Origin of the sequence: Citrobacter sp. Cb031 (genome assembly GCF_030336725.1) — a bacterium.
GTDB classification, from domain to species: domain Bacteria; phylum Pseudomonadota; class Gammaproteobacteria; order Enterobacterales; family Enterobacteriaceae; genus Citrobacter; species Citrobacter braakii.
Map to the genome: position 1 here is coordinate 48343 of NZ_JAOWDA010000035.1, position 23181 is coordinate 71523.

The window sequence follows — 23181 nt, forward strand, 5'->3', positions numbered from 1 at the left end:
ACAAATATGATATTTAGAGATGTTTTATATTTGTAACTTGAATCACATTATTTCTGTTGACTTTTATATTTCTTTTCTCAATTCATTGTTTTTAAAGGCATCACCAAAAAACATTCTGCGCTGTATGTAGTTTTCTCCTCGATTGATTTCATTTCGCCGTGCGCGTATTTTATTTTTAACGCTAACTCGTACCCTAAAAATAAAATAAGGAAAATGTATGCGGCTGATTGATTACTTTCCCGAATCATCTATCTCAATAAAAAATTCAGCAAAGAACTGGCAGGAGGCAATTGACTTTTCTATGTCATCCTTACTTGCCAATCATTATGTCAATTCAGATTATATTCAGGCCATTAAAGACTCAACGATTAACAATGGTCCTTATTATATTTTAGCGCCAGGCGTCGCCATGCCGCACGCTCGACCGGAGTGTGGTGCGTTAAAAACCGGTATGTCATTAACGCTTCTCAAACAGGAAGTGAAATTTTCCGAAGACGATGAAGGTATCAGATTATTAATCGGATTGTCGGCGGCTAATGCTGATTCACACATTGGCGCTATTCAGGCCTTAAGCGAATTATTATGTGAAGAGGAAGCACTAACCGCTTTGTTAGCGGCTAAATCAGAAAAACAATTGGCGGATATTATCGCTCAAGCATAATTAACGGTTTCCTTTCAGGACATTATTATGGAAAACAAGTCTGCTCGTGCCAAAGTCCAGGCTTTTGGTGGGTTTTTGACTGCAATGGTCATTCCCAACATCGGCGCGTTTATTGCCTGGGGTTTTATTACCGCATTATTTATTCCTACTGGTTGGATGCCGAATGAGCATTTCGCCAAAATTGTCGGTCCGATGATTACCTATTTACTGCCCGTCATGATTGGCTCCACAGGGGGACATCTGGTTGGCGGGAAACGCGGTGCGGTAATGGGGGGCATTGGTTCTATTGGCGTTATTGTGGGCGCGGATATCCCGATGTTCCTTGGCGCGATGGTAATGGGGCCGCTTGGCGGTTGGGTGATTAAGCATATCGACCGTCTGCTGGAAAAACGCATTCCTGCAGGCTTCGAGATGGTTATCAATAATTTCTCTCTTGGTATTGCGGGAATGCTTTTATGCTTGCTGGGGTTTGAAGTTATCGGCCCGGCGGTTCTCATTGCCAATAATTTTGTGAAGGAGTGTATTGAAGCGTTGGTTCATGCGGGCTATCTGCCGTTGCTATCCGTAATCAATGAGCCGGCAAAAATCCTCTTTCTGAACAATGCCATCGATCAGGGGGTGTATTATCCGCTGGGGATGCAGCAAGCTTCTGAAACGGGAAAATCAATTTTCTTCATGGTGGCATCTAACCCAGGGCCGGGATTAGGTTTGTTACTCGGCTTTGCTATCTTTGGCAAAGGAATGAGTAAAAAGTCTGCGCCAGGCGCCATGATTATCCACTTCCTCGGTGGTATTCATGAACTGTATTTCCCGTATGTGCTGATGAAGCCTCTGACCCTGATCGCGATGATTGCCGGGGGAATGACCGGGACGTGGGTATTCCACCTGCTGGACGGTGGGTTAGTTGCGGGGCCAAGCCCAGGATCCATATTCGCCTATCTGGCATTAACGCCGAAAGGTTCTTTCCTCGCGACCATTGCAGGAGTCACCGCGGGAACCGTTGTTACTTTTGTTATTACCTCTGTCATCCTGAAAATGGAAAAGAACGTTGAAACAGAAAGTGAAGATGACTTTGCTGAATCAGCCAGAACCGTCAAAGCGATGAAGCAGGAAGGGAAATTCTCTTATAAAAACATTAAACGTGTCGCTTTTGTCTGTGATGCAGGAATGGGTTCCAGTGCTATGGGGGCAACCACGTTTCGTAAGCGTCTGGAGAAAGCGGGATTGAATATTACTGTGACGCATTATGCTATCGAAAACGTTCCGCAAGATGCCGATATTATTGTCACCCATGCCAGTCTTGAAGGTCGTGTTAAACGTGTAAGTGAAAAGCCATTAGTGCTGATTAAGAACTATATTGGTGACCCATTGTTGGATGATTTATTTAAACGCATTACTGCGAACTAGCCTTCTTATATTTTTGGAGTGAATATGAAAACGAAAGTTGCTGCCATATATGGCAAGCAGGATATTCGTATCCGCGAGTTTGAACTGCCTGCAATTACAGATAATGAATTGTTAGTAAGCGTAATATCCGATAGCGTTTGTTTGTCTACCTGGAAAGCAGCAGCATTGGGGAGCGATCATAAACGCGTACCGGACGATCTGGAAAATCATCCGGTTATTACCGGACATGAATGTGCAGGTATCATTGTTGAGGTGGGAAAAAACCTGACGGATAAATATAAGAAAGGTCAGCGTTTTGTGTTGCAACCCGCGATGGGATTGCCTAGTGGATATTCAGCGGGATACAGCTACGAATATTTTGGCGGCAATGCGACATATATGATTATCCCGGAAGTGGCGATTAACCTCGGATGCGTTTTGCCTTATCACGGCTCTTATTTTGCTGCCGCCTCATTGGCAGAACCGATGTGCTGCATTATTGGCGCGTATAACGCGAATTTTCACACCACGCCTTACGTTTATGAGCATCGCATGGGGATTAAGCCAGGGGGGAACATTGCGCTTCTGGCCTGCGCCGGGCCGATGGGTATTGGTGCAATAGATTATGCCATTAACGGGAATATTCAGCCGTCGCGCGTGGTGGTGGTCGATATTGACGAAGCACGACTGGCGCAAGCTAAAAAACTGTTGCCCGTTGAGTTGGCGGCTGAAAAGGGGATTGAGCTCATCTATGTGAATACTACTGGCATGGATTCTCCGACAGCGATGCTGCGAGCGTTAACTCATGACGCAGGTTTTGATGATGTCTTTGTGTATGCGGCAGTGCCTGCAGTTGTTGAGATGGCTGATGATTTACTCGCGGAAGATGGCTGCCTGAATTTTTTTGCCGGCCCTACGGACAGTAACTTCAAAGTGCCGTTTAATTTTTATAACGTGCACTACAACAGCACTCACGTTGTCGGGACATCCGGTGGTTCAACGGATGATATGAAAGAGGCCATTGCGCTCAGTGCAACTGGCCAACTGCAACCGTCGTTTATGGTGACGCACATTGGCGGCCTTGATGCCGTTCCGGAAACTGTATTGAATTTACCGGCGATCCCCGGAGGTAAGAAGCTGATATATAACGGCGTTACCATGCCACTAACCGCCATTGCTGATTTTGCCGAGAAAGGGAAAACTGACCCATTATTCAAAGAACTGGCGCTACTGGTGGAGGAGACGCACGGTATCTGGAATGAAAAGGCAGAAAAATACCTTTTGGCACACTTTGGCGTTGATATCGGGGAGGCGGCGATATGATGTCGCTGGCATGGCCGCTATTTCGTATCACGGAGCAGGCTGCACTGGCAGCCTGGCCGCAAACCGGGTGCGGCGATAAAAACAAGATTGATGGTCTGGCTGTGACGGCAATGCGGGAAGCATTGAACAGTATTGCCATTCGCGGACGCATCGTTATTGGCGAAGGGGAGATTGATCAAGCCCCGATGCTGTGGATTGGTGAGGAAGTGGGAACCGGCACCGGACCTGAGGTAGATATCGCCGTTGATCCTATCGAAGGAACCCGAATGGTGGCTATGGGGCAAAGCAATGCGCTGGCCGTCATGGCGTTTGCCCCTCGCGGCAGTTTGTTACACGCTCCTGATATGTACATGAAAAAACTGGTTGTTAATCGGTTTGCGAAAGGGGCGATTAATCTGGCGCTGCCGTTGGCAGATAATCTGCGTAATGTGGCAGAGGCGTTGGGTAAACCGCTGGAGCGACTGCGGATGGTGACGCTGGATAAGCCGCGCCTTCAACCAGCGATTGCCGAGGCGACACGGCTTGGCGTCAAGGTCTTTGCTCTGCCCGATGGTGACGTGGCCGCCAGCGTGCTGGCCTGTATGCAGGAGAATCCTTATGATCTGATGTATACCATTGGCGGCGCGCCTGAAGGGGTTATTTCAGCCTGTGCGGTTAAAGCGCTGGGGGGTGATATGCAGGCTGAACTGATTGATTTTTGCGAAGCGAAAGGAAATAACGCAGATAATCGTCTGATTGCGGCACAGGAACATCAGCGCTGCGCGGAAATGGGCGTTGAGATCAACCGGATCTACGCGCTGGACGAACTGGTAGGAGGAAATAAGATCCTCTTCAGCGCGACAGGAGTCACGGGCGGCGATCTTGTGAAAGGGATCCAACAGGTTGCGAATGGTGTGCGCACGCAAACTTTACTGATCGGCGGCGCGGATCGAACGTGTAATATAATAGACTCTCTGCATTCATGGTGATTTATCGAGAAACGAATGACGACGCTGACAGAAGACGATGTGCTTGAGCAACTGGATGCTCAAAATAATTTACTCTCGTTTATGACGACGGCACATAACATTTTGCTCCAGGGCATTAAGCGCTTTCTACCGTCGCTGTTCGTTAATAACGATGAAGAGATCGTGGAATATGCAGTGAAGCCGTTACTCGCCCAGAGTGGACCGCTTGACGATATCGACGTTGCGTTACGTCTGATTTATGCGTTGGGAAAAATGGATAAATGGCTTTATGCCGACATCACCCATTTCTCTCAGTTTTATCAGTACCTGAACGAGCAGGATAATATCCCCGGTTTTGCCGATGACATTACCTGGGATTTTGTCAGCAACGTGAACAGTATCACCCGCAACGCAACGCTCTACGGTGCGCTGGAGTCGATGAAATTTGCCGACTTTGCTGCGTGGTCCGAAGTGCGCTTTAGCGCAATGGTCAAGACGGCAATGACGCTGGCAGTGACGGCGATTTTAAAGGAATTAACGCCGTGAAAATCAAACTAACGGTGAATGGGCTACAGGTTGAAGCACATTACCGTGATGATGAGATAGAGAACGTCCACAAACCGTTATTACAACAGCTGGCAAAAATACACGCCACTCACCCGCAGCGACGAACGATCGTTTTTCTCAGCGCACCGCCTGGTACGGGTAAATCGACGCTGACCACCTTCTGGGAATATCTCTCCCGTCAGGATCCTGGCCTGCCGGAGATCCAGACGCTGCCGATGGATGGCTTCCATCACTACAACACCTGGCTGGATGCTCATAACCTGCGAGCATACAAAGGTGCGCCGGAAACCTTTGATGTGGATAAGCTTGCACAGAATCTACGTTTGATAAGGGAAGGGGAGGGCACCTGGCCTCAGTACGACCGGCAAAAACACGATCCGGTAGAAGCGGCTATAACAGTGACCGCGCCGATTGTGATTGTGGAAGGTAACTGGTTATTACGCGATGATGAAAGGTGGCGGGCGTTAGCTGAGTTTTGTGATTACTCGCTGTTTATTCGTGCACCTGCCAACGCGCTCCGTACACGATTGGTAGGCCGTAAACTGGCGGGCGGACTATCACAAGCTGACGCTGAGGCGTTTTATGAGCGTACCGACGGACCGAATGTTCGTCGGGTACTGGAAGCGAGTCTGCCTGGTGACCTGACGCTGGAGATGCTGGAATCTGGTGAATATCGGATTGCGTGAAGGCCAATTATTCCTGTTAAGCCGTAATGATTATTACGGCTTACTGGAATAATTTCCCCCGGTCTCAGCGGGAAAAATGTGATGTGCGTCAGATAACTGTTTTCTTTGGCTGGACAATCATTCCTTTTATTCCGCGTTTCGCTTATTCTAGCTGAAGCGTTTCAGTCGATTAAATGTTCGACAATTAACCAATTAGTCGCAGTTTGCGACAGGTAAGGTTTCCCTGAGCGATTTGCTGCATTACTCTGTCTGCCACATCGTTTCTGAGAAATCCTTGCAGGAGACCTATGACCGTACGCGTAGCGATTAATGGTTTCGGTCGCATCGGACGCAACGTGGTTCGTGCTTTGTATGAATCCGGGCGTCGGGCGGAAATCACCGTGGTGGCAATCAACGAACTGGCGGATGCTGCAGGCATGGCGCATTTGTTGAAATATGACACCAGCCATGGACGTTTTGCCTGGGATGTTCGTCAGGAACGTGACCAGCTCATCGTTGGCGATGACGCGATCCGCATTCTGCATGAGCGAACGCTCGATGCGCTTCCCTGGCGCGAACTGAGTGTCGACGTTGTGCTGGATTGTACGGGGGTCTTCGGCAACCGCGAACACGGCGAGGCGCATATTGCCGCTGGTGCAAAAAAAGTGCTCTTTTCACATCCTGGTAGTCACGACATCGACGCAACCGTTGTGTATGGCGTTAATCAGGATCAGCTGCGCGCTGAACACCGGATCGTTTCCAACGCCTCCTGCACCACGAATTGCATAATACCCGTCATTAAATTGCTGGATGATGCTTACGGCATTGAGTCTGGTACCGTCACCACGATCCACTCCGCGATGCACGATCAGCAGGTTATTGATGCCTATCATCCTGACCTGCGTCGCACGCGAGCGGCCAGCCAGTCTATTATTCCGGTTGATACCAAACTGGCGGCGGGCATCACGCGAATTTTCCCGCAGTTTAACGATCGTTTTGAAGCGATTGCGGTGCGTGTACCGACCATAAATGTGACGGCGATCGACTTAAGCGTGACGGTGAAAAAACCAGTAAAAGCCAGTGAAGTCAACCAGTTGCTGCAAAAAGCAGCACAAGGTGCATTTCATGGTATAGTTGACTATACGGAATTACCGTTGGTCTCTGTAGATTTTAACCACGACCCGCACAGCGCCATCGTTGATGGTACGCAAACGCGCGTGAGTGGCGCTCACCTGATCAAAACGCTGGTCTGGTGTGATAATGAATGGGGCTTTGCTAACCGTATGCTCGACACAACGTTAGCGATGGCTGCTATTGGTTTCAGGCTCGACGCTTGAGCGTCGACAAAACTTTATGAATCAACGAGAGGATTCACCATGTCTGTAATTAAGATGACCGATCTGGATCTGGCTGGTAAACGCGTTTTTATCCGTGCGGACCTGAACGTACCAGTTAAAGAAGGGAAAGTAACCAGCGATGCGCGTATCCGTGCTTCCCTGCCGACCATCGAACTGGCCCTGAAACAGGGTGCTAAAGTGATGGTAACTTCCCACCTGGGTCGTCCTACCGAAGGCGAGTACAACGAAGAATTCTCTCTGCTGCCGGTTGTTAACTACCTGAAAGACAAACTGTCTGCTCCGGTTCGCCTGGTAAAAGATTACCTGGACGGCGTTGAAGTCGCTGCCGGTGAACTGGTTGTTCTGGAAAACGTTCGCTTCAACAAAGGCGAGAAGAAAGACGACGAAGCACTGTCCAAAAAATACGCTGCGCTGTGTGACGTATTCGTAATGGACGCTTTCGGTACCGCTCACCGTGCGCAGGCTTCTACCCACGGTATCGGTAAATTCGCCGACGTAGCTTGCGCAGGTCCGCTGCTGGCTGCTGAGCTGGATGCGCTGGGTAAAGCGCTGAAAGAACCTGCTCGTCCGATGGTGGCTATCGTTGGTGGTTCTAAAGTTTCTACCAAACTGACCGTTCTGGACTCTCTGTCAAAAATCGCTGACCAGCTGATCGTTGGTGGTGGTATCGCGAACACCTTCGTTGCTGCTCAAGGCCACAACGTCGGCAAATCCCTGTACGAAGCTGACCTGGTTGATGAAGCTAAGCGGCTGCTGACGACTTGCGATATCCCGGTCCCGACTGACGTTCGCGTAGCGACTGAATTCTCTGAAACTGCACCGGCTACGCTTAAATCCGTTAGCGATGTAAAAGAAGACGAGCAGATCCTGGATATCGGCGACGCTTCTGCACAGCAGCTGGCTGACATCCTGAAGAATGCGAAAACCATTCTGTGGAACGGCCCGGTTGGCGTGTTCGAATTCCCGAACTTCCGCAAAGGTACTGAAATCGTTGCTAATGCTATCGCAGACAGCGAAGCATTCTCTATCGCAGGCGGCGGTGACACCCTGGCAGCAATCGACCTGTTCGGCATTGCTGACAAAATCTCCTACATCTCTACTGGCGGCGGCGCATTCCTCGAATTCGTGGAAGGCAAAGTACTGCCAGCAGTAGCCATGCTCGAAGAGCGTGCTAAAAAGTAAGACATTGATGGGCAGGGAAACCTGCCCAATTATTAGCGCGCTGTCGAGCGCGCCCCCTTTCCAAGGCCGAAGATACAGGACTCGCAACATGTCTAAAATTTTTGATTTCGTAAAACCAGGCGTAATCACTGGTGATGACGTACAGAAAGTTTTCCAGGTAGCTAAAGAAAACAACTTTGCTCTGCCAGCTGTTAACTGCGTTGGTACCGACTCCATCAACGCCGTTCTGGAAACCGCTGCAAAAGTTAAAGCGCCGGTAATCGTACAGTTCTCCAACGGTGGTGCTTCTTTCATCGCGGGTAAAGGCGTGAAGTCTGATGTTCCTCAGGGCGCTGCAATCCTGGGTGCTATCTCTGGTGCGCATCACGTTCACCAGATGGCTGAACACTATGGTGTTCCGGTTATCCTGCACACTGACCACTGCGCGAAGAAACTGCTGCCGTGGATCGACGGTCTGCTGGACGCGGGTGAAAAACACTTCGCAGCAACTGGCAAACCGCTGTTCTCTTCTCACATGATCGACCTGTCTGAAGAGTCTCTGGAAGAGAACATCGAAATCTGCTCCAAATACCTGGCGCGCATGTCCAAAATGGGCATGACTCTGGAAATCGAACTGGGTTGCACCGGTGGTGAAGAAGACGGCGTGGACAACAGCCACATGGACGCTTCTGCACTGTACACCCAACCGGAAGACGTTGACTACGCATACACCGAGCTGAGCAAAATCAGCCCGCGTTTCACCATCGCAGCGTCCTTCGGTAACGTACACGGCGTTTACAAGCCGGGTAACGTAGTTCTGACCCCGACCATCCTGCGCGACTCTCAGGACTATGTTTCTAAGAAACATAACCTGCCGCATAACAGCCTGAACTTCGTCTTCCACGGTGGTTCCGGTTCTACTGCTCAGGAAATCAAAGACTCCGTAAGCTACGGCGTAGTGAAAATGAACATCGATACCGATACCCAATGGGCTACCTGGGAAGGCGTTCTGAACTACTACAAAGCAAACGAAGCTTACCTGCAGGGTCAGTTGGGCAACCCGAAAGGCGAAGATCAGCCGAACAAGAAATACTACGATCCGCGCGTATGGCTGCGTGCTGGTCAGGCAACTATGATCACCCGTCTGGAACAGGCTTTCAAAGAACTGAACGCGGTTGACGTTCTGTAATTTACGCCGTCCAACGTGACATGAGGCCCGCAAATGCGGGCCTTTTTTATTGCCATTTCAATGTGCTGCTGACAGAGAATTCTGTGATCTGTTTGGCAAAATCTGAGTTTATTGTTTACCCTTGTCAGGTTGCCAGTCCCGTTAGGGCGGCTTTATTTCTCCCGTTTGGGTAAGCAAAAAAGGAATATTGAATGGAAGATTTGAATGTTGTCGACAGCATAAACGGTGCGGGCACCTGGCTGGTCCGCAATCAGGAACTACTGTTGAGCTATGCCGTCAACATCGTTGCGGCTCTCGCGATTGTCATTATCGGTATGATCGTGGCGCGTATCGTATCAAACACCGTTAATCGCCTGATGCTGGCGCGTAAAATTGATGCCACCGTTGCCGACTTTCTTTCTGCACTGGTGCGCTACGGTATTATCGCTTTCACGCTGATTGCCGCGCTGGGTCGCGTTGGGGTGCAAACTGCCTCCGTGATCGCCGTTCTCGGTGCCGCAGGTTTAGCTGTCGGTCTGGCACTGCAAGGGTCGCTGTCCAACCTCGCCGCAGGCGTGCTTCTGGTGATGTTCCGTCCGTTCCGCGCGGGTGAATATGTAGACCTTGGCGGCGTTGCGGGAACCGTGCTTAACGTGCAGATTTTCTCCACAACTATGCGTACCGTAGACGGTAAGATTGTGGTGATCCCAAACGGTAAAATCATTGCCGGGAACATCATTAACTTCTCTCGCGAGCCGGTCCGTCGTAACGAATTTATTATCGGCGTGGCCTACGACTCCGATATTGATCAGGTGAAAAAAATCCTCACTGATATCATCCAGTCTGAAGATCGCATCCTAAAAGACCGTGAAATGACGGTGCGCCTGAATGAGCTGGGCGCTTCCTCGATTAATTTCGTCGTACGCGTCTGGAGCAACAGCAGCGATCTGCAAAGCGTCTACTGGGATGTACTGGAGCGTATTAAGCGCGAGTTTGACGCCAACGGTATCAGCTTCCCGTACCCGCAGATGGATGTGAACTTTAAACGCGTGAAAGAGAACGCGACCGAGTAACTTCAGCTAAAAACGCCCGCCAGAGAGAGGCGGGCGTTGATTTATCTCGTCTTGTTAAGAATTGCGCTGACACCCTGCATCAGCTCGCCAACATCGTTTATTCCTTTACTTTCCTGTTGGGCAATCCATTCGGCCTGAACGTGCTGATACCCGGTAGCGGCTTGCCACGCATTCAGCTCGCTGTTGGTCAGGTAATGAACGTGTGCACCCTCTTTTGCCATCTTTTTCGCCATTGCGGTCAGGCTTGCGTCCTGCACTGCGCCAATACGCTTTTGCGTCATGGCGGCGGCCCGATTGATGGCTGCGCGATCTTTCACGTCCAGGCTATCCCAGACGTCTTTATTCATCACCAGAAGATAAACGTGTCCGAGCCAGAGCGAAGGGGAGAGCTGAATATAGGGGGCCGCCCGCTGGGCATGGATATCATCTCCGCTGTCGAGGTTAACCATCAGGCCGTCAAGCTGTCCGGTCTGAAGCGCATCGGTAATTTTTTCATTCCATGGCATGCTGACCGGCACGCCGCCCGCGTTGCGTAAAAATGATTGATGCCAAAAGCTGGCGGTCCGCCATTGGCTTGCATTCAGCTGTGCCAAATTGACGTTCGGTTTGGTAGTAAAAAATCCAACCGGATAGCCGAGGAAAAACTGAAGATTCACCAGATTGTTGTTTTCCAGCTCGCGACCAAACTGGCGATACTCGCGGAAAATCCGCTGAAAGGCGTTAACCTGCGCTTCACCACGACCCGGTCCGAGGGGGAAGCTCTTAAAAATCTGGTGTCGCGGCAGTTGTTCGGGCGTGTACTCAGGGACCACGATCCCCATATCCGCCACGCTGCCCTGGCCGATAGTTTTTAAGGCGTCATAGCTGGTGGACAGCTCGCCGTTCCAGTGAGCGTCGATTTTCAAACGTCCAAGCGACTCTTGTTCGATCGCGCGAAAAAAAGTCTCTTTTATGAGCCGGGTACGCATGTTGCCATATGGCTCGTGATCGGTATAGCGCAGCGTTCTGTCTGCGCTGGCGACAGTGGGCCACAAACTGGTAACTACCAGCGAGGCACAGAAGAGAAAAATGTTCGCGTTATGCTTCATACCCATTCCTTTGGTATAGACAGATTTATCTTTCAGCATACCCCGGGTAACGCACAATCGCTATTGTCAGAGACTGAATATGGAGGGGAGTGTGCACGGTATTATTAATAATGCTAATTACTGATTAATATTATCCATTTCCTCTAATGAATCCCGCGCAGTATAGTCTGCCCACAAGACAATTATGTGAGATGTTTTACATGTTATCCTACTATTTTCAAGGGCTTGCGCTTGGTGCAGCCATGATACTTCCGCTTGGTCCACAAAATGCCTTCGTGATGAATCAGGGGATCCGTCGTCAGTATCACATCATGATTGCTTTACTCTGCGCCATCAGCGATTTAGTGCTGATTTGCGCGGGTATCTTCGGCGGTAGCGCCTTGCTGATGCAGTCGCCATGGCTGATGGCGCTGGTCACCTGGGGCGGGGTCGCATTTTTACTCTGGTACGGATTCGGTGCGCTAAAAACGGCGATGAGCAGTAATCTGGAACTGGCCAGCGCCGAAGTGATGAAGCAGGGGCGCTGGAAAATTATCGCCACTATGCTGGCGGTGACATGGCTCAACCCACATGTTTACCTGGATACCTTTGTGGTACTCGGGAGTCTGGGGGGGCAACTGGACGTTGAGCCTAAACGCTGGTTTGCACTGGGAACCGTCAGCGCTTCGTTCCTGTGGTTCTTCGGTCTGGCATTGCTGGCGGCCTGGCTGGCACCACGTCTGCGAACTGCGAAAGCACAGCGCATCATCAATACGCTGGTAGGATTAGTGATGTGGTTTATTGCTTTTCAACTGGCAAAAGAAGGTGTTGCGCACGTTCATGCGCTGTTCAACTAAGTGTTGTCTGATGGACAACGCAGCGAGATCGGCTAAGCTTGCCTGCATGTGCCCTGAGTTTTGGGGTAATTAATGAAACATGGAGGAACGACCGTGAAGTTCAAAATAATGGCCCTGGCGGCATTAGTCGGATTCAGCGCACTATCGGTACAGGCAAATGAGTTGCCAAATGGACCGCACATCGTGACTTCCGGAACGGCAAGCGTAGATGCAACACCAGACATCGCCACCCTGGCGATTGAAGTGAACGTTGCTGCAAAGGATGCGGCTTCCGCGAAGAAGCAGGCCGATGAGCGCGTGGCGCAATATCTGTCCTTCCTTGAACAGAACCAGATAGCGAAGAAAGACATTAGCGCTGCAAACTTGCGTACGCAGCCGGACTACGACTACCAGAACGGCAAAAGCATCCTCAAAGGTTATCGTGCAGTGCGCACCGTTGAAGTCACGCTGCGTCAGTTGGACAAACTCAACGCTCTGCTTGATGGCGCGCTGAAGGCTGGTCTGAATGAAATTCGTTCGGTATCGCTGGGCGTTGCCCAGCCGGATGCTTACAAAGACAAAGCGCGTAAAGCGGCGATTGATGATGCTGTTCATCAGGCTGAACAGCTGGCCGCCGGCTTTAATAGCAAACTGGGTCCCGTTTACAGTGTGCGTTACCACGTTTCCAATTATCAACCGAGCCCGATGGTACGGATGATGAAAGCAGATGCAGCGCCTGCAACCTCCGCTCAGGAAACCTACGAACAGCCGGTTATTCAGTTTGACGATCAGGTTGATGTCGTCTTCCAGATTGAGCCTACAGTAACCAATAAGTAGTCTTGATAAGGCGTAAGTCGCCATCCGGCAAGATTTTAGCCTGATGGCGATGCTTACGCGTCTCATCAGGCCGACAAAACATTCCAGCCGGTTTTTTCTGTGAGCAACTGTAAAAATGAGACCTCACATTCAGTCTTTTTTTTCGTGGTAATGAGGATAGGCCATAGCGATTTTTAAGGGGACGCTATGGATATTTTTATCTCGAAAAAGATGCGTAATTTCATTCTGCTGGCGCAAACCAATAACATCGCCAGAGCGGCAGAAAAAATACATATGACCGCATCGCCTTTCGGTAAAAGCATTGCTGCACTGGAAGATCAAATCGGCTATACGCTGTTTACCCGTAAAGATAACAACATCAGCCTGAATAAAGCCGGACAGGAGCTGTATCAGAAGCTGTTTCCCGTCTATCAGCGCCTCTCTGCCATTGATAATGAAATCCATAACGCCTCTTGTCGCTCGCGGGAAATCGTCATCGGTATCGATAATACTTATCCAACGATTATTTTTGACCAGTTGATTAGCCTTGGCGATAAATATGACGGCGTTACGGCCCAGGCCGTTGAATTCAGTGAGAATGGGGTGATTGATAATCTGTTCGACCGCAAACTGGATTTCATTATCTCGCCGCAGCACGTTTCTCCCCGCGTACAGGAGTTGGAAAATCTGGCGATCAGCGAACTGCCTCCGCTACGTCTGGGGTTTCTCGTTTCCCGGCGCTACGAAGAGAAACAGCCGCAGGATCTGCTGCGCGAGCTACCCTGGCTGCAAATGCGCTTCCAGAATCGCGCCAACTTTGAGGCGATGCTGGATGCTTATATGCGGCCCTGTGGGATCAATCCGACGATTATCTACCGTCCGTACAGCTTTATGGCCAAGATTAGCGCGGTGGAGCGCGGGCAGTTTTTGACGGTGATCCCTCATTTTGCCTGGCGGCTGGTGAATCCGTCGACGCTAAAGTATTTCGACGCGCCCGGCAGCCCCATGTATATGCAGGAGTTTCTCTATTCGCTGAAAAATCATCGCTATACCGGCACCATGCTCCAGCATATTGCTGAAGATCGTGACGGTACGGCAAGTTAACCGAGCATCGATCCTGTCTCGAGAAGGTTGCGATGCAGATCGAACGCATGGCTGAGATCGTGATGGATATGCCCGCCGGGCGCTTTTTCCAGATAGCGGTGCAGGTAGTCCCGGTAAAGGGGATGCGCACAGTTATCGATAATCGTGTGCGCCCGCTGCATCGGAGATAACCCACGCAGATCGGCAATCCCTTGTTCGGTCACGATCACTTTAACGCTATGTTCGCTGTGGTCGACATGGCTGCACATCGGCACGATGGTTGAGATTTTCCCGCCTTTGGCAATCGACGGCGCCATAAAGATAGACAGATAGGCGTTGCGCTCGAAATCCCCGCTGCCGCCGATACCGTTCATCAGGTTCACGCCCGCAACGTGCGTGGAATTGGCATGGCCGTAGATATCAAACTCAAGCCCAACGTTGAGTGCAATGACCCCCAGCCGACGGATGATTTCCGGGTTATTGGAGATCTCCTGCGGGCGCAGCACAATTCGGCTGGCGAAGAAGTCCATGTTGTCGTAAATCTTCTGTAGCGACGGGGCTGAGATGGTCAGGCTGGAGGCGCTGGCACCGGTGATCTTGCCCGTTTCCAGCAGATGCACCACCGATTCCTGTAACACCTCTGAATACATCATAAAGGGCGGGATATCCGGATTCTCTCCCAGTCTCGCCATTACCGCGTTATTGATATTGCCCACGCCGCTTTGTAAGGGCAGAAACTCTGCTGGAATGCGTTTGTGCGCCATTTCTGTCAGTAGGAAAGTGACTACGTTATCGGCAATTTGTTGGCTGAGCGGATTGGTTTTATCCGACACATTCCCGGCATCGGGCAGCTCGGTATCCACCACCGCGACCACTTTCCTGGGGTCTATCTGCACGCACTGACTGCCCACGCGATCCATGGTATGAAATATGGGCACGCTGTTACGCCGCGGCGGTGCGCCGGGTATTACGATGTCGGCAAACTCAGCCACGCGTGGATTATGGTAATGATTCAACTCGATAATCACCTTTTTCGCCCGCAGCAGCCAGGTGGGTGCATTGCCAATACCGCTGGAAAGCCAAATCCGGCCATCCGGCGCAATGGCGGAAGCTTCAATGACGGCAACATCGATATCGCCAAAAAAGCCGTAATTAACCATCTGCGCGACTTCGCTCAAATGGAGATCGACAAACCTCACCTGGCCCTGGTTAATTTTCTCGCGCAGGCCAGATGAGGTTTGATAAGGCGCACGCCAGGAAACGGCATCCGCCGCGGATAGTGCATCATCAGCGGCGGCGCCAATTGACGCCCCGGTCAGCAGGCGGATCTGAAAAGGCTGCCCGTCCTGATGCCGTTCGCAGGCGCGTTGGGCAATTGCGGTGGGTAACGCTTTTGGCGAACCCGCGGGGGTAAAGCCGCTGAACGCCACCATATCATCGTGCTGGATAATTTCTGCCGCCTGTTCGGCGCTCATCCGTTTCATGGCCGTCTCCTTCGTCGGACGTGATTAATGGCCAACAAAATTAGGTTTACGTTTTTCCATAAACGCGTTCATCCCTTCCTGATAATCCTCGCTGTCATACACCGCGCGGCGCATGCCCTGAATGCGCTCGAATTCGTCAGAGTTCATGGTGTGTGCTTCGCCCAACACGCGCAGTTCTTCTTTGATGACGGCGATTGCCAGCGGCGCTTTTTCCGAGATGTGATGCGCCATTTGCAGGGTGAAATCTTCCAGTTCCTCGGTTGGAACGACATGGTTGAGGATCCCGACCGCCATAGCGCGTTGAGCGGTGATGGGCGAGGCGGTAAAAATCAGCTCCTTAACGATGTGAAAACCAGCGTCGCGGGTCAGGTTGTGGATGCCCACCAGGTTATAGGGCACGCCGAGGTTGACCGGGGTCATGGAGAAGGTAGACGTACTGGCTGCGATGATCAGATCGGAACTCATGATCATCTCAAACGCGCCGCCCCAGACGCTGCCTTCAACCATGGAGATCACCGGCTTCGGATATTTTTGGATCATACGAGTTATCTGACGCAGCGGATCGTCATAAGAGAGCGGATCGCGACGTCCGGTGGGGAGTTCATGAATATCATGCCCGGCAGAGAACACTTTGGCCCCGCTCGGGGCGCGCAGAATGATGCAGCGAATGTCCGGACGATTGAGGTCGTTCAGCGCCTGCATCAGATCGTCAATAAACACTTTGCTCAGGGCATTGAGCTTGCGGGCGTAATTGAACTCAATGACCGCGACTTTCTGGATGATGACCACGTTGACGTATTGATAAGACATAATGTTCTCTTTATTGAAAGTAATGATGCTGGATAAATTCGCTGATGTGCCGCAGGCCGGTGCGCGGCGAAAGATCATTGTTTTTGACGGCCAGCAGCGTCTGCTGGAAATACTGGTCGAAATCAGCCCGTGCAAACAGCAGATGCAGGGCTTCTTCTTCAGCCTGCTTGTGTAGCCATTCCACCGCCTGCTGCTGGCGGACTTTTTCCAGTCGACCGCTGGCGGTAAGGCACGTTTTAAAGTCGGTTATCGCCTGCCAAACCTCCTCAATGCCGCGTTTTTCCAGGGCGCTGCAGGTCAGAACCTGCGGCTGCCACTCGTCATATTTGCGGCGCAGAATATGCAGGGCGGATTCGTACATATGGCGGGCGATGGCAACGCTGGTACGGTTATCACCGTCGTCCTTGTTGATGACGACCAGATCCGCCATCTCCATCAGGCCTTTTTTGATGCCCTGCAAATCGTCGCCACCGCCGGCGATTTGCAGTGAGAGAAAGCAATCCACCATGCCTGCGACTTCGGTTTCTGACTGCCCAACGCCGACGGTTTCCACAATCACCACGTTGAAGCCCGCCGCCTCGCACAGCAGCATTAATTCGCGGGCGCGCTGGCTGGCGCCGCCTAAATGACCGCTGGAAGGAACCGGACGTATAAACGCAGATTCTGCGCGAGCCAGTTCCGTCATGCGGGTTTTATCACCCAGAATGCTGCCGCCGCTGACCGGGCTGCTGGGATCGACGGCGATCACCGCTACCCGTAACCCGCGGCGAATTAACAGCATGCCGAATGCTTCCAGAAAGGTGCTTTTACCCGCGCCCGGCGTGCCGGTGATCCCCAGACGCAGGGCGTTACCGGTGAACGGCATAATCGCGTCCAGCAATTGCGTACTCAGCGGCTGGTGGCGCGGGTGATTGCTTTCGACCAGCGTCATCGCCTGGGCGAGCGTAGCCCGTTCACCGAGTCGCAAGCGGCGGACGGTATCCTCAAGCGTGGCGGCGTTAATCATGATGCTGACTGATACGGGTTAACACATCGCGGACGCTGTCGAGCATTGGCGTGCCTGGGCCATATATGGCTGCCACGCCATGCTCGTGCAGGAAAGCGTAATCCTGTGGCGGAATAACCCCGCCGGCGACGACGCAAATGTCTTCGCGTCCCCAGCCTTTGAGCGCGGTGACCAGCTCCGGGATCAATGTCTTATGACCCGCCGCCAGCGATGATGCGCCAATGACATGCACATCGTTTTCTACCGCCAGACGGGCAATTTCCTCCGGTGTGGAGAACATCGGGCTGAGATCGACATCGAAGCCGAGATCGGAGTAGGCGCTGGCGATCACTTTTGCGCCGCGATCGTGGCCGTCCTGACCCATCTTGGCGATCAGAATACGCGGGCGGCGGCCATTTTCTGCGAGGAACTGTTCTGTTTGCGCAACAATGGTATCGAACTCATCGGCGGATTTATCGGACTGGTGATAGCTTTGCGCAATCACCCCAGTAACACACTGGCTGGGAACCAGATAACGGTCAAAGGCGGCCTCCAGCGCATCGGAGATTTCACCGAGCGTGGCGCGAACGCGGGCGGCGTTGACGGCGGCTGCCAGCAGATTTTCATTCTGCTGCGCGGCGTGGGTCAGCGCGGATAGCGCGGTTTTAACCGCATCATTGTCGCGGGTGGCGCGGATATGCTGCAGTGAGGCAATCTGCTCGTTGCGCACCTTCACGTTGTCGATCTCCAGCACCGACGTGTCGTCTTCTTTATCCAGCTTGTATTTGTTCACCCCGACGATAACGCGCTTACCCTGGTCGATCAGCGACTGTTCGCGCGCGGACGCTTCTTCGATCATCCGTTTAGGAAGTCCGGCTTCAATCGCCTTCGCCATGCCGCCTGCCTCATCAATCTGCTTGATGATCGTGCGCGCCTGCTTCACGATTTGATCGGTGAGTGATTCGACGTAATACGATCCGGCCAGCGGATCGACGGTGCGGCAGATCTCTGATTCTTCCTGAATGATGATCTGCGTATTACGCGCAATACGGGCGGAGAAATCGGTGGGCAGACCGAGCGCTTCATCAAAAGCGTTGGTATGCAGAGACTGGGTGCCGCCAAGCGTAGCGCCGAGCGCTTCAATGGTGGTTCGTACCACGTTGTTGTAAGGGTCCTGCTCGGTCAGGCTCCAGCCTGAGGTCTGGCAGTGGGTACGCAGAGCGAGAGATTTCGGGTTGGTCGCGCCAAAACTGCTGACCGCTTCGCTCCACAGATACCGTGCAGCGCGCAGCATGGCGACGTTCATAAACAGATCCATGCCGATGCCGAAGAAGAATGACAGGCGCGGGGCGAAGTCATCAATTTTCAATCCGGCGGAAAGCGCGGCCTTGATGTATTCAATACCGTCTGCCAGCGTAAACGCCACCTGCTGTACGCAGTTTGCCCCGGCTTCACCCATGTGATAGCCGCTGATGCTGATGGTGTTAAAGCGCGGCATGTTGCCTGAGCACCAGGCGATGATGTCGGCGATAATGCGCATGGAGGGTTTTGGCGGATAAATGTAGGTGTTGCGGCACAGGTACTCTTTCAGAATATCGTTCTGAATGGTCCCGGTGAGCTGTTCCGGCGTCACGCCTTGCTCCTGCGCCGCGACGATATAAAACGCCAGTACCGGCAGCACCGCGCCGTTCATGGTCATCGATACCGACATCTTATCCAGCGGGATCTGGTCGAACAGCACCTTCATATCTTCGACGGTATCGATCGCCACGCCGGCTTTGCCGACGTCGCCCGCCACGCGCGGGTTGTCTGAGTCATAGCCACGATGAGTGGCAAGGTCAAAGGCAACGGAAAGCCCTTTTTGCCCAGCGGCGAGGTTACGGCGGTAAAAGGCGTTGGACTCTTTGGCGGTAGAGAAACCGGCGTATTGGCGAATCGTCCACGGCTGCGCGGTATACATAGTGGCGCGCGGGCCACGCACGTAAGGCGGCAGACCGGGCAGGGTGCCCGTGACTTCCAGATTATCGAGGTCCGCTTCGGTGTACAGCGGCTTGATGACAATCCCTTCCGCCGTCTGTCTTTCCAGCGACTCAACGGTTTTTTCCCGTCGACTGAGTTCTTTATTGGCGAGTGTTTGCCACTCCTGCACGTTTGCCATTTTTTGCTCCGTATTACGCAATAAGTTGAATCTTTGCGAATACGGTGTGCTTTTTCATTTGGCTTGTCGCCAGCAAAAAATAGCCAACAGGACGTCGTTTTTTGCCGTGTGGCGTGTTTTATTTTGTGATGTATTTCAAAGACGTGGCGGGAATAGCATGAAATGAGGGGAAAGGATTGCAGGCCGGATGAGGCTTTACGCCGCTATCCGGCCTCTGTTCGAGGAGTTAATCCTGACGCAGTACGTTGTGGCCATAGGCCAACAGCGCGTCGGTGACGTTGCGCATCATGCGGCTTTCTGGTGCAAAGCGGTGCCAGTACAGCATCCGACGCTGGAACAGGCCTGGGGTTAAGTCGATAAGCTCACCGCTTTCCAGCTCTTTCTCAATCTGTAAGTGTGGGATCATGCAGCAGGTTGTTCCCTGACGGGCTAACTGGACGAAAGCTTCAGACGAGTTAACGATATGGCACGGTACGCTGCCCGGCGGCAGGTCGAAGTTTTGTTGCAGGAACGCCTGGTGCATATCATCAAGATGGTCAAACGCGACCGCCGGGGCTTTCAGCAGGGCGGAACGGGTGACGCCGTTTGGGAAATAACGCTCGGCGAAAGGTTTAGAGCCAACAAACAGGTAGTCCAGCGCGCCCAGTTTATCCACCAGACAGCTTGGCAGCGCCTGATGTTGAATACTCACCGCGCCGACTACTTCACCACGACGCAGACGTTCCTGGGTTCGGGTTTCATCTTCAACCTGCAGGTTCAGTCGAATCGGTGAATTAGCCAGTACCGGGGCCAGCGCCGGAAGTAACCAGGTCGCCAGACTGTCGGCGTTTACCGCCAGCGAAAGCAGAAGCGGCGTCGAGCCGGTTTGTTCATCGCCCAGCCACTCGTCTTCCAGCAGTTCAACCTGGCGCAGAAGCGCCAGTAGTTTCTGTCCCTGTTCCGTTGGGCGCGGCGGTACGGTACGCACCAGCAGCGGTTGTCCGAACATATTCTCAAGCTGTTTTATGCGCTGTGAAACCGCGGATTGCGTGATGCACAGCTTTTGCGCCGCGCGCTCAAATCCTCGTTCACGAATAACCGCATCCAGTGCTTGTAGTGTTCTGTAGTCCGGACGTTTCATTGCTTTGACGCACTCCTGAAATTTTTGCTTGTTCTGCACTATGACACAATTTTTGATTGGGTAAAGACGAAATCCGCCGCTTGCGAGCGGGTGTGGGGACATTTTTCTGCACAATGTTCTATAATGCGCGTGAATTTTCCCACCATATTCACACCACAGGCGAAACGATCATGACGCAGGATGAACTGAAAAAAGCAGTAGGATGGGCGGCACTTCAGTATGTACAGCCCGGCACCATTGTGGGCGTAGGTACAGGTTCAACAGCCGCACACTTTATTGATGCGCTGGGCACAATGAAAGGTCAGATTGAAGGTGCGGTATCCAGTTCGGACGCATCGACTGAAAAACTCAAAAGCCTTGGCATCCACGTGTTCGATCTTAACGAAGTGGAAAGCCTCGGCGTATACGTTGACGGCGCGGATGAAATCAACGGTCACATGCAGATGATCAAGGGCGGCGGCGCAGCGTTGACCCGTGAAAAAATCATTGCTTCCGTGGCGAAGAAATTTATCTGCATCGCGGATGCGTCTAAAGAAGTCGATATTCTCGGTAACTTCCCGCTGCCGGTCGAAGTGATCCCAATGGCGCGCAGCGCTGTGGCTCGCCAGTTGGTGAAGCTGGGCGGTCGTCCTGAATACCGTCAGGGCGTCGTGACAGACAACGGCAACGTGATCCTCGATGTGCACGGTCTGGAGATCCTCGACGCCATCGCGCTGGAAAATGCCATCAATGCGATTCCTGGTGTGGTAACCGTCGGCCTGTTTGCCAACCGTGGCGCGGATGTCGCGCTGATCGGTACGCCTGACGGCGTGAAAACTATCGTAAAATGATCTGACGGGAGCGTCTTCTCCCGTTAAAAAAATTTTGGCAGGGCAAATTTGGTGACTTGTGTCACGTTTATAATATTGTCCTGCCGATCTCTCCAAAGAAAAAGTTATCGCCAGTATTTTCCTCTGACATTTCCCGTTGAATGACATTTCTTCAGCACGGCGACGCAAACGTTCATATTGCCGCAATATTATTTTTTGATATGTTGAAGAGACGGATGAAAATCCCACACACAACACATCAGTTTGAACAAAAAAGACAGGGTCGGGGAAATGGCAAAGGTATCACTGGAGAAAGATAAGATTAAATTTCTGCTGGTTGAAGGCGTGCACCAAAAAGCACTCGAAAGCCTTCGTGCAGCAGGTTATACCAACATCGAGTTTCACAAAGGTGCTCTGGACACTGAACAACTGAAAGAGTCCATCCGTGATGCCCACTTCATTGGCCTGCGATCCCGTACCCATCTGACTGAAGATGTGATTGACGCCGCAGAGAAACTGGTCGCGATTGGCTGCTTCTGCATTGGCACCAACCAGGTTGATCTAAGTGCAGCGGCAAAGCGCGGGATCCCTGTGTTTAACGCACCATTCTCTAACACACGTTCCGTTGCTGAGCTGGTGATTGGCGAACTGCTGCTACTGCTACGTGGCGTACCCGAAGCGAACGCCAAAGCGCACCGCGGCGTGTGGAATAAACTGGCTACCGGCTCTTTTGAAGCGCGTGGTAAAAAACTGGGGATCATCGGCTACGGCCACATTGGTACTCAGTTGGGCATTCTGGCGGAATCGCTCGGGATGCATGTCTTTTTCTATGATATTGAAAATAAACTCCCGCTTGGCAATGCCACGCAGGTACAGCATCTTTCCGACCTGCTCAATATGAGCGACGTGGTTAGTCTGCACGTACCGGAAAATGCCTCCACCAAAAACCTGATGGGCGCGCGTGAGATTTCGCTGATGAAGCCGGGGGCGCTGCTGATTAACGCCGCACGCGGTACGGTTGTTGATATTCCTGCGTTGTGCGACGCGTTAGCGACTAAACATCTGGCGGGGGCTGCAATCGACGTATTCCCAACCGAACCGGCAACTAACAGCGATCCTTTCACTTCGCCGCTGTGTGATTTCGATAACGTGATCCTGACGCCGCACATTGGTGGTTCAACGCTGGAAGCGCAGGAAAACATCGGTCTGGAAGTAGCTGGGAAACTGACCAAGTATTCCGACAACGGGTCTACGCTGTCTGCGGTAAACTTCCCGGAAGTTTCGCTGCCGCTGCACGGTGGTCGTCGTCTGATGCACATTCACGAAAACCGTCCGGGCGTACTGACGGCACTGAACCAGATTTTTGCCGAGCAGGGCGTCAACATTGCCGCGCAGTATCTGCAAACTTCCGCGCAGGTAGGTTATGTGGTTATCGATATTGAAGCGGATGAAGAAGTGGCGGAGAAAGCGCTGCTGGCGATGAAAGCCCTTCCGGGAACCATTCGCGCTCGTCTGCTGTACTGATTTCCTCTACATGGGCAGGCGGTTGACCTGCCCATCTTTCCTCTGATTTCCCTGCCTCAAAATCTCTTTCTGTAACGCATACATTCTGTTTTCGAGCTTTGCCGCAGTTGGCAACTAAAGGCAGCATTGCGTGTTGTACAGCAATAAAAGGAATTTACGATAGGGGCGCAGCATAGCGCT

General features: G+C 52.2%; 21 protein-coding genes. 15 read left to right on the top strand and 6 right to left on the bottom strand.

Annotation, left to right across the window (positions count from 1 at the left end):
- The first annotated feature begins 217 nt into the window (after positions 1–217).
- The 10 genes from cmtB (at position 218) to OGV93_RS22075 (ending at position 10309) form a co-directional block, all read left to right on the top strand.
- Positions 218–661 (top strand): PTS mannitol transporter subunit IIA, encoded by a 444-nt coding sequence (cmtB, locus tag OGV93_RS22030; RefSeq protein WP_047414452.1) that lies wholly within the window; start codon positions 218–220, stop codon positions 659–661.
- Between the two features lie 27 nt (positions 662–688).
- A complete protein-coding gene (locus OGV93_RS22035; protein WP_016154384.1) occupies positions 689–2068 on the top strand; it encodes a PTS mannitol transporter subunit IIBC in 1380 nt (459 codons plus the stop codon).
- 24 nt (positions 2069–2092) lie between these two features.
- On the top strand, positions 2093–3370 hold the full coding sequence (locus OGV93_RS22040; RefSeq protein WP_016154383.1) for a zinc-binding dehydrogenase: 1278 nt from the start codon (positions 2093–2095) through the stop codon (positions 3368–3370).
- Positions 3367–4338, top strand: a complete 972-nt coding sequence (gene glpX / locus OGV93_RS22045; protein ID WP_016154382.1) for a class II fructose-bisphosphatase — start codon at positions 3367–3369, stop codon at positions 4336–4338. Before OGV93_RS22040 ends, glpX begins: the two co-directional genes overlap by 4 nt.
- A 15-nt stretch (positions 4339–4353) precedes the next feature.
- Positions 4354–4863 carry an MltR family transcriptional regulator gene (locus OGV93_RS22050; RefSeq protein ID WP_016154381.1) on the top strand — a complete coding sequence of 170 codons (510 nt, stop codon included), beginning with the start codon at positions 4354–4356 and terminating at the stop codon, positions 4861–4863.
- Positions 4860–5570 carry a nucleoside/nucleotide kinase family protein gene (locus OGV93_RS22055; RefSeq protein ID WP_016157432.1) on the top strand — a complete coding sequence of 237 codons (711 nt, stop codon included), beginning with the start codon at positions 4860–4862 and terminating at the stop codon, positions 5568–5570. Before OGV93_RS22050 ends, OGV93_RS22055 begins: the two co-directional genes overlap by 4 nt.
- 287 nt (positions 5571–5857) lie before the next feature.
- Entirely contained in the window at positions 5858–6886 is a 1029-nt protein-coding gene (gene epd, locus OGV93_RS22060) for an erythrose-4-phosphate dehydrogenase (RefSeq protein ID WP_016154379.1), read from the top strand.
- Positions 6887–6925: 39 nt separating this feature from the next.
- Positions 6926–8089: a phosphoglycerate kinase gene (pgk, locus tag OGV93_RS22065; protein ID WP_003027032.1), complete on the top strand. Its 1164-nt coding sequence runs from the start codon at positions 6926–6928 to the stop codon at positions 8087–8089.
- Positions 8090–8177: 88 nt separating this feature from the next.
- A complete protein-coding gene (gene fbaA, locus OGV93_RS22070; RefSeq protein ID WP_003027029.1) occupies positions 8178–9257 on the top strand; it encodes a class II fructose-bisphosphate aldolase in 1080 nt (359 codons plus the stop codon).
- Between the two features lie 191 nt (positions 9258–9448).
- A complete protein-coding gene (locus OGV93_RS22075; protein WP_019077645.1) occupies positions 9449–10309 on the top strand; it encodes a small-conductance mechanosensitive channel MscS in 861 nt (286 codons plus the stop codon).
- Between the two features lie 41 nt (positions 10310–10350).
- Here OGV93_RS22075 and dctP read toward each other — a convergent pair whose 3' ends face one another.
- Entirely contained in the window at positions 10351–11397 is a 1047-nt protein-coding gene (dctP, locus tag OGV93_RS22080; RefSeq protein ID WP_101700292.1) for a TRAP transporter substrate-binding protein DctP, read from the bottom strand.
- A 200-nt stretch (positions 11398–11597) separates the two neighbouring features.
- On the opposite strand from dctP, the gene argO reads away from it, so the two are divergent.
- The 3 genes from argO (at position 11598) to srsR (ending at position 14132) form a co-directional block, all read left to right on the top strand.
- Entirely contained in the window at positions 11598–12233 is a 636-nt protein-coding gene (argO, locus tag OGV93_RS22085; protein ID WP_003027005.1) for an arginine exporter ArgO, read from the top strand.
- A gap of 93 nt (positions 12234–12326) precedes the next feature.
- Positions 12327–13049, top strand: a complete 723-nt coding sequence (locus OGV93_RS22090; RefSeq protein ID WP_029139653.1) for an oxidative stress defense protein — start codon at positions 12327–12329, stop codon at positions 13047–13049.
- A 186-nt stretch (positions 13050–13235) separates the two neighbouring features.
- Positions 13236–14132 (top strand): LysR family transcriptional regulator SrsR, encoded by an 897-nt coding sequence (gene srsR, locus OGV93_RS22095; RefSeq protein ID WP_046274941.1) that lies wholly within the window; start codon positions 13236–13238, stop codon positions 14130–14132.
- On the opposite strand, the gene scpC is transcribed toward srsR, so the two are convergent.
- The 5 genes from scpC to argP form a co-directional block, all read right to left on the bottom strand.
- Entirely contained in the window at positions 14129–15595 is a 1467-nt protein-coding gene (scpC, locus tag OGV93_RS22100; protein ID WP_101700208.1) for a succinyl-CoA:acetate CoA-transferase ScpC, read from the bottom strand. The genes srsR and scpC overlap by 4 nt on opposite strands.
- Positions 15596–15619: 24 nt before the next feature.
- Complete coding sequence (gene scpB, locus OGV93_RS22105; protein WP_016154367.1) at positions 15620–16405, bottom strand: methylmalonyl-CoA decarboxylase; 786 nt, start codon at positions 16403–16405, stop codon at positions 15620–15622.
- 10 nt (positions 16406–16415) lie between these two features.
- Positions 16416–17411, bottom strand: coding sequence for a methylmalonyl Co-A mutase-associated GTPase MeaB (gene meaB, locus OGV93_RS22110; RefSeq protein ID WP_016154366.1), 996 nt, complete (start codon positions 17409–17411; stop codon positions 16416–16418).
- The gene (scpA, locus tag OGV93_RS22115; RefSeq protein WP_101700207.1) at positions 17404–19548 is read right to left on the bottom strand and encodes a methylmalonyl-CoA mutase; all 2145 of its coding nucleotides are present in this window, start codon (positions 19546–19548) and stop codon (positions 17404–17406) included. The genes meaB and scpA overlap by 8 nt, the downstream gene beginning before the upstream one ends.
- Before the next feature lie 226 nt (positions 19549–19774).
- Positions 19775–20668, bottom strand: a complete 894-nt coding sequence (gene argP, locus OGV93_RS22120; RefSeq protein WP_003825477.1) for a DNA-binding transcriptional regulator ArgP — start codon at positions 20666–20668, stop codon at positions 19775–19777.
- Between the two features lie 170 nt (positions 20669–20838).
- Between argP and rpiA the strand changes: the two genes are divergently transcribed.
- Both rpiA and serA read left to right on the top strand, forming a co-directional pair.
- On the top strand, positions 20839–21498 hold the full coding sequence (rpiA, locus tag OGV93_RS22125; protein WP_287110176.1) for a ribose-5-phosphate isomerase RpiA: 660 nt from the start codon (positions 20839–20841) through the stop codon (positions 21496–21498).
- Positions 21499–21768: 270 nt separating this feature from the next.
- The gene (gene serA, locus OGV93_RS22130; RefSeq protein ID WP_080859196.1) at positions 21769–23001 is read left to right on the top strand and encodes a phosphoglycerate dehydrogenase; all 1233 of its coding nucleotides are present in this window, start codon (positions 21769–21771) and stop codon (positions 22999–23001) included.
- Positions 23002–23181: the final 180 nt, after the last annotated feature.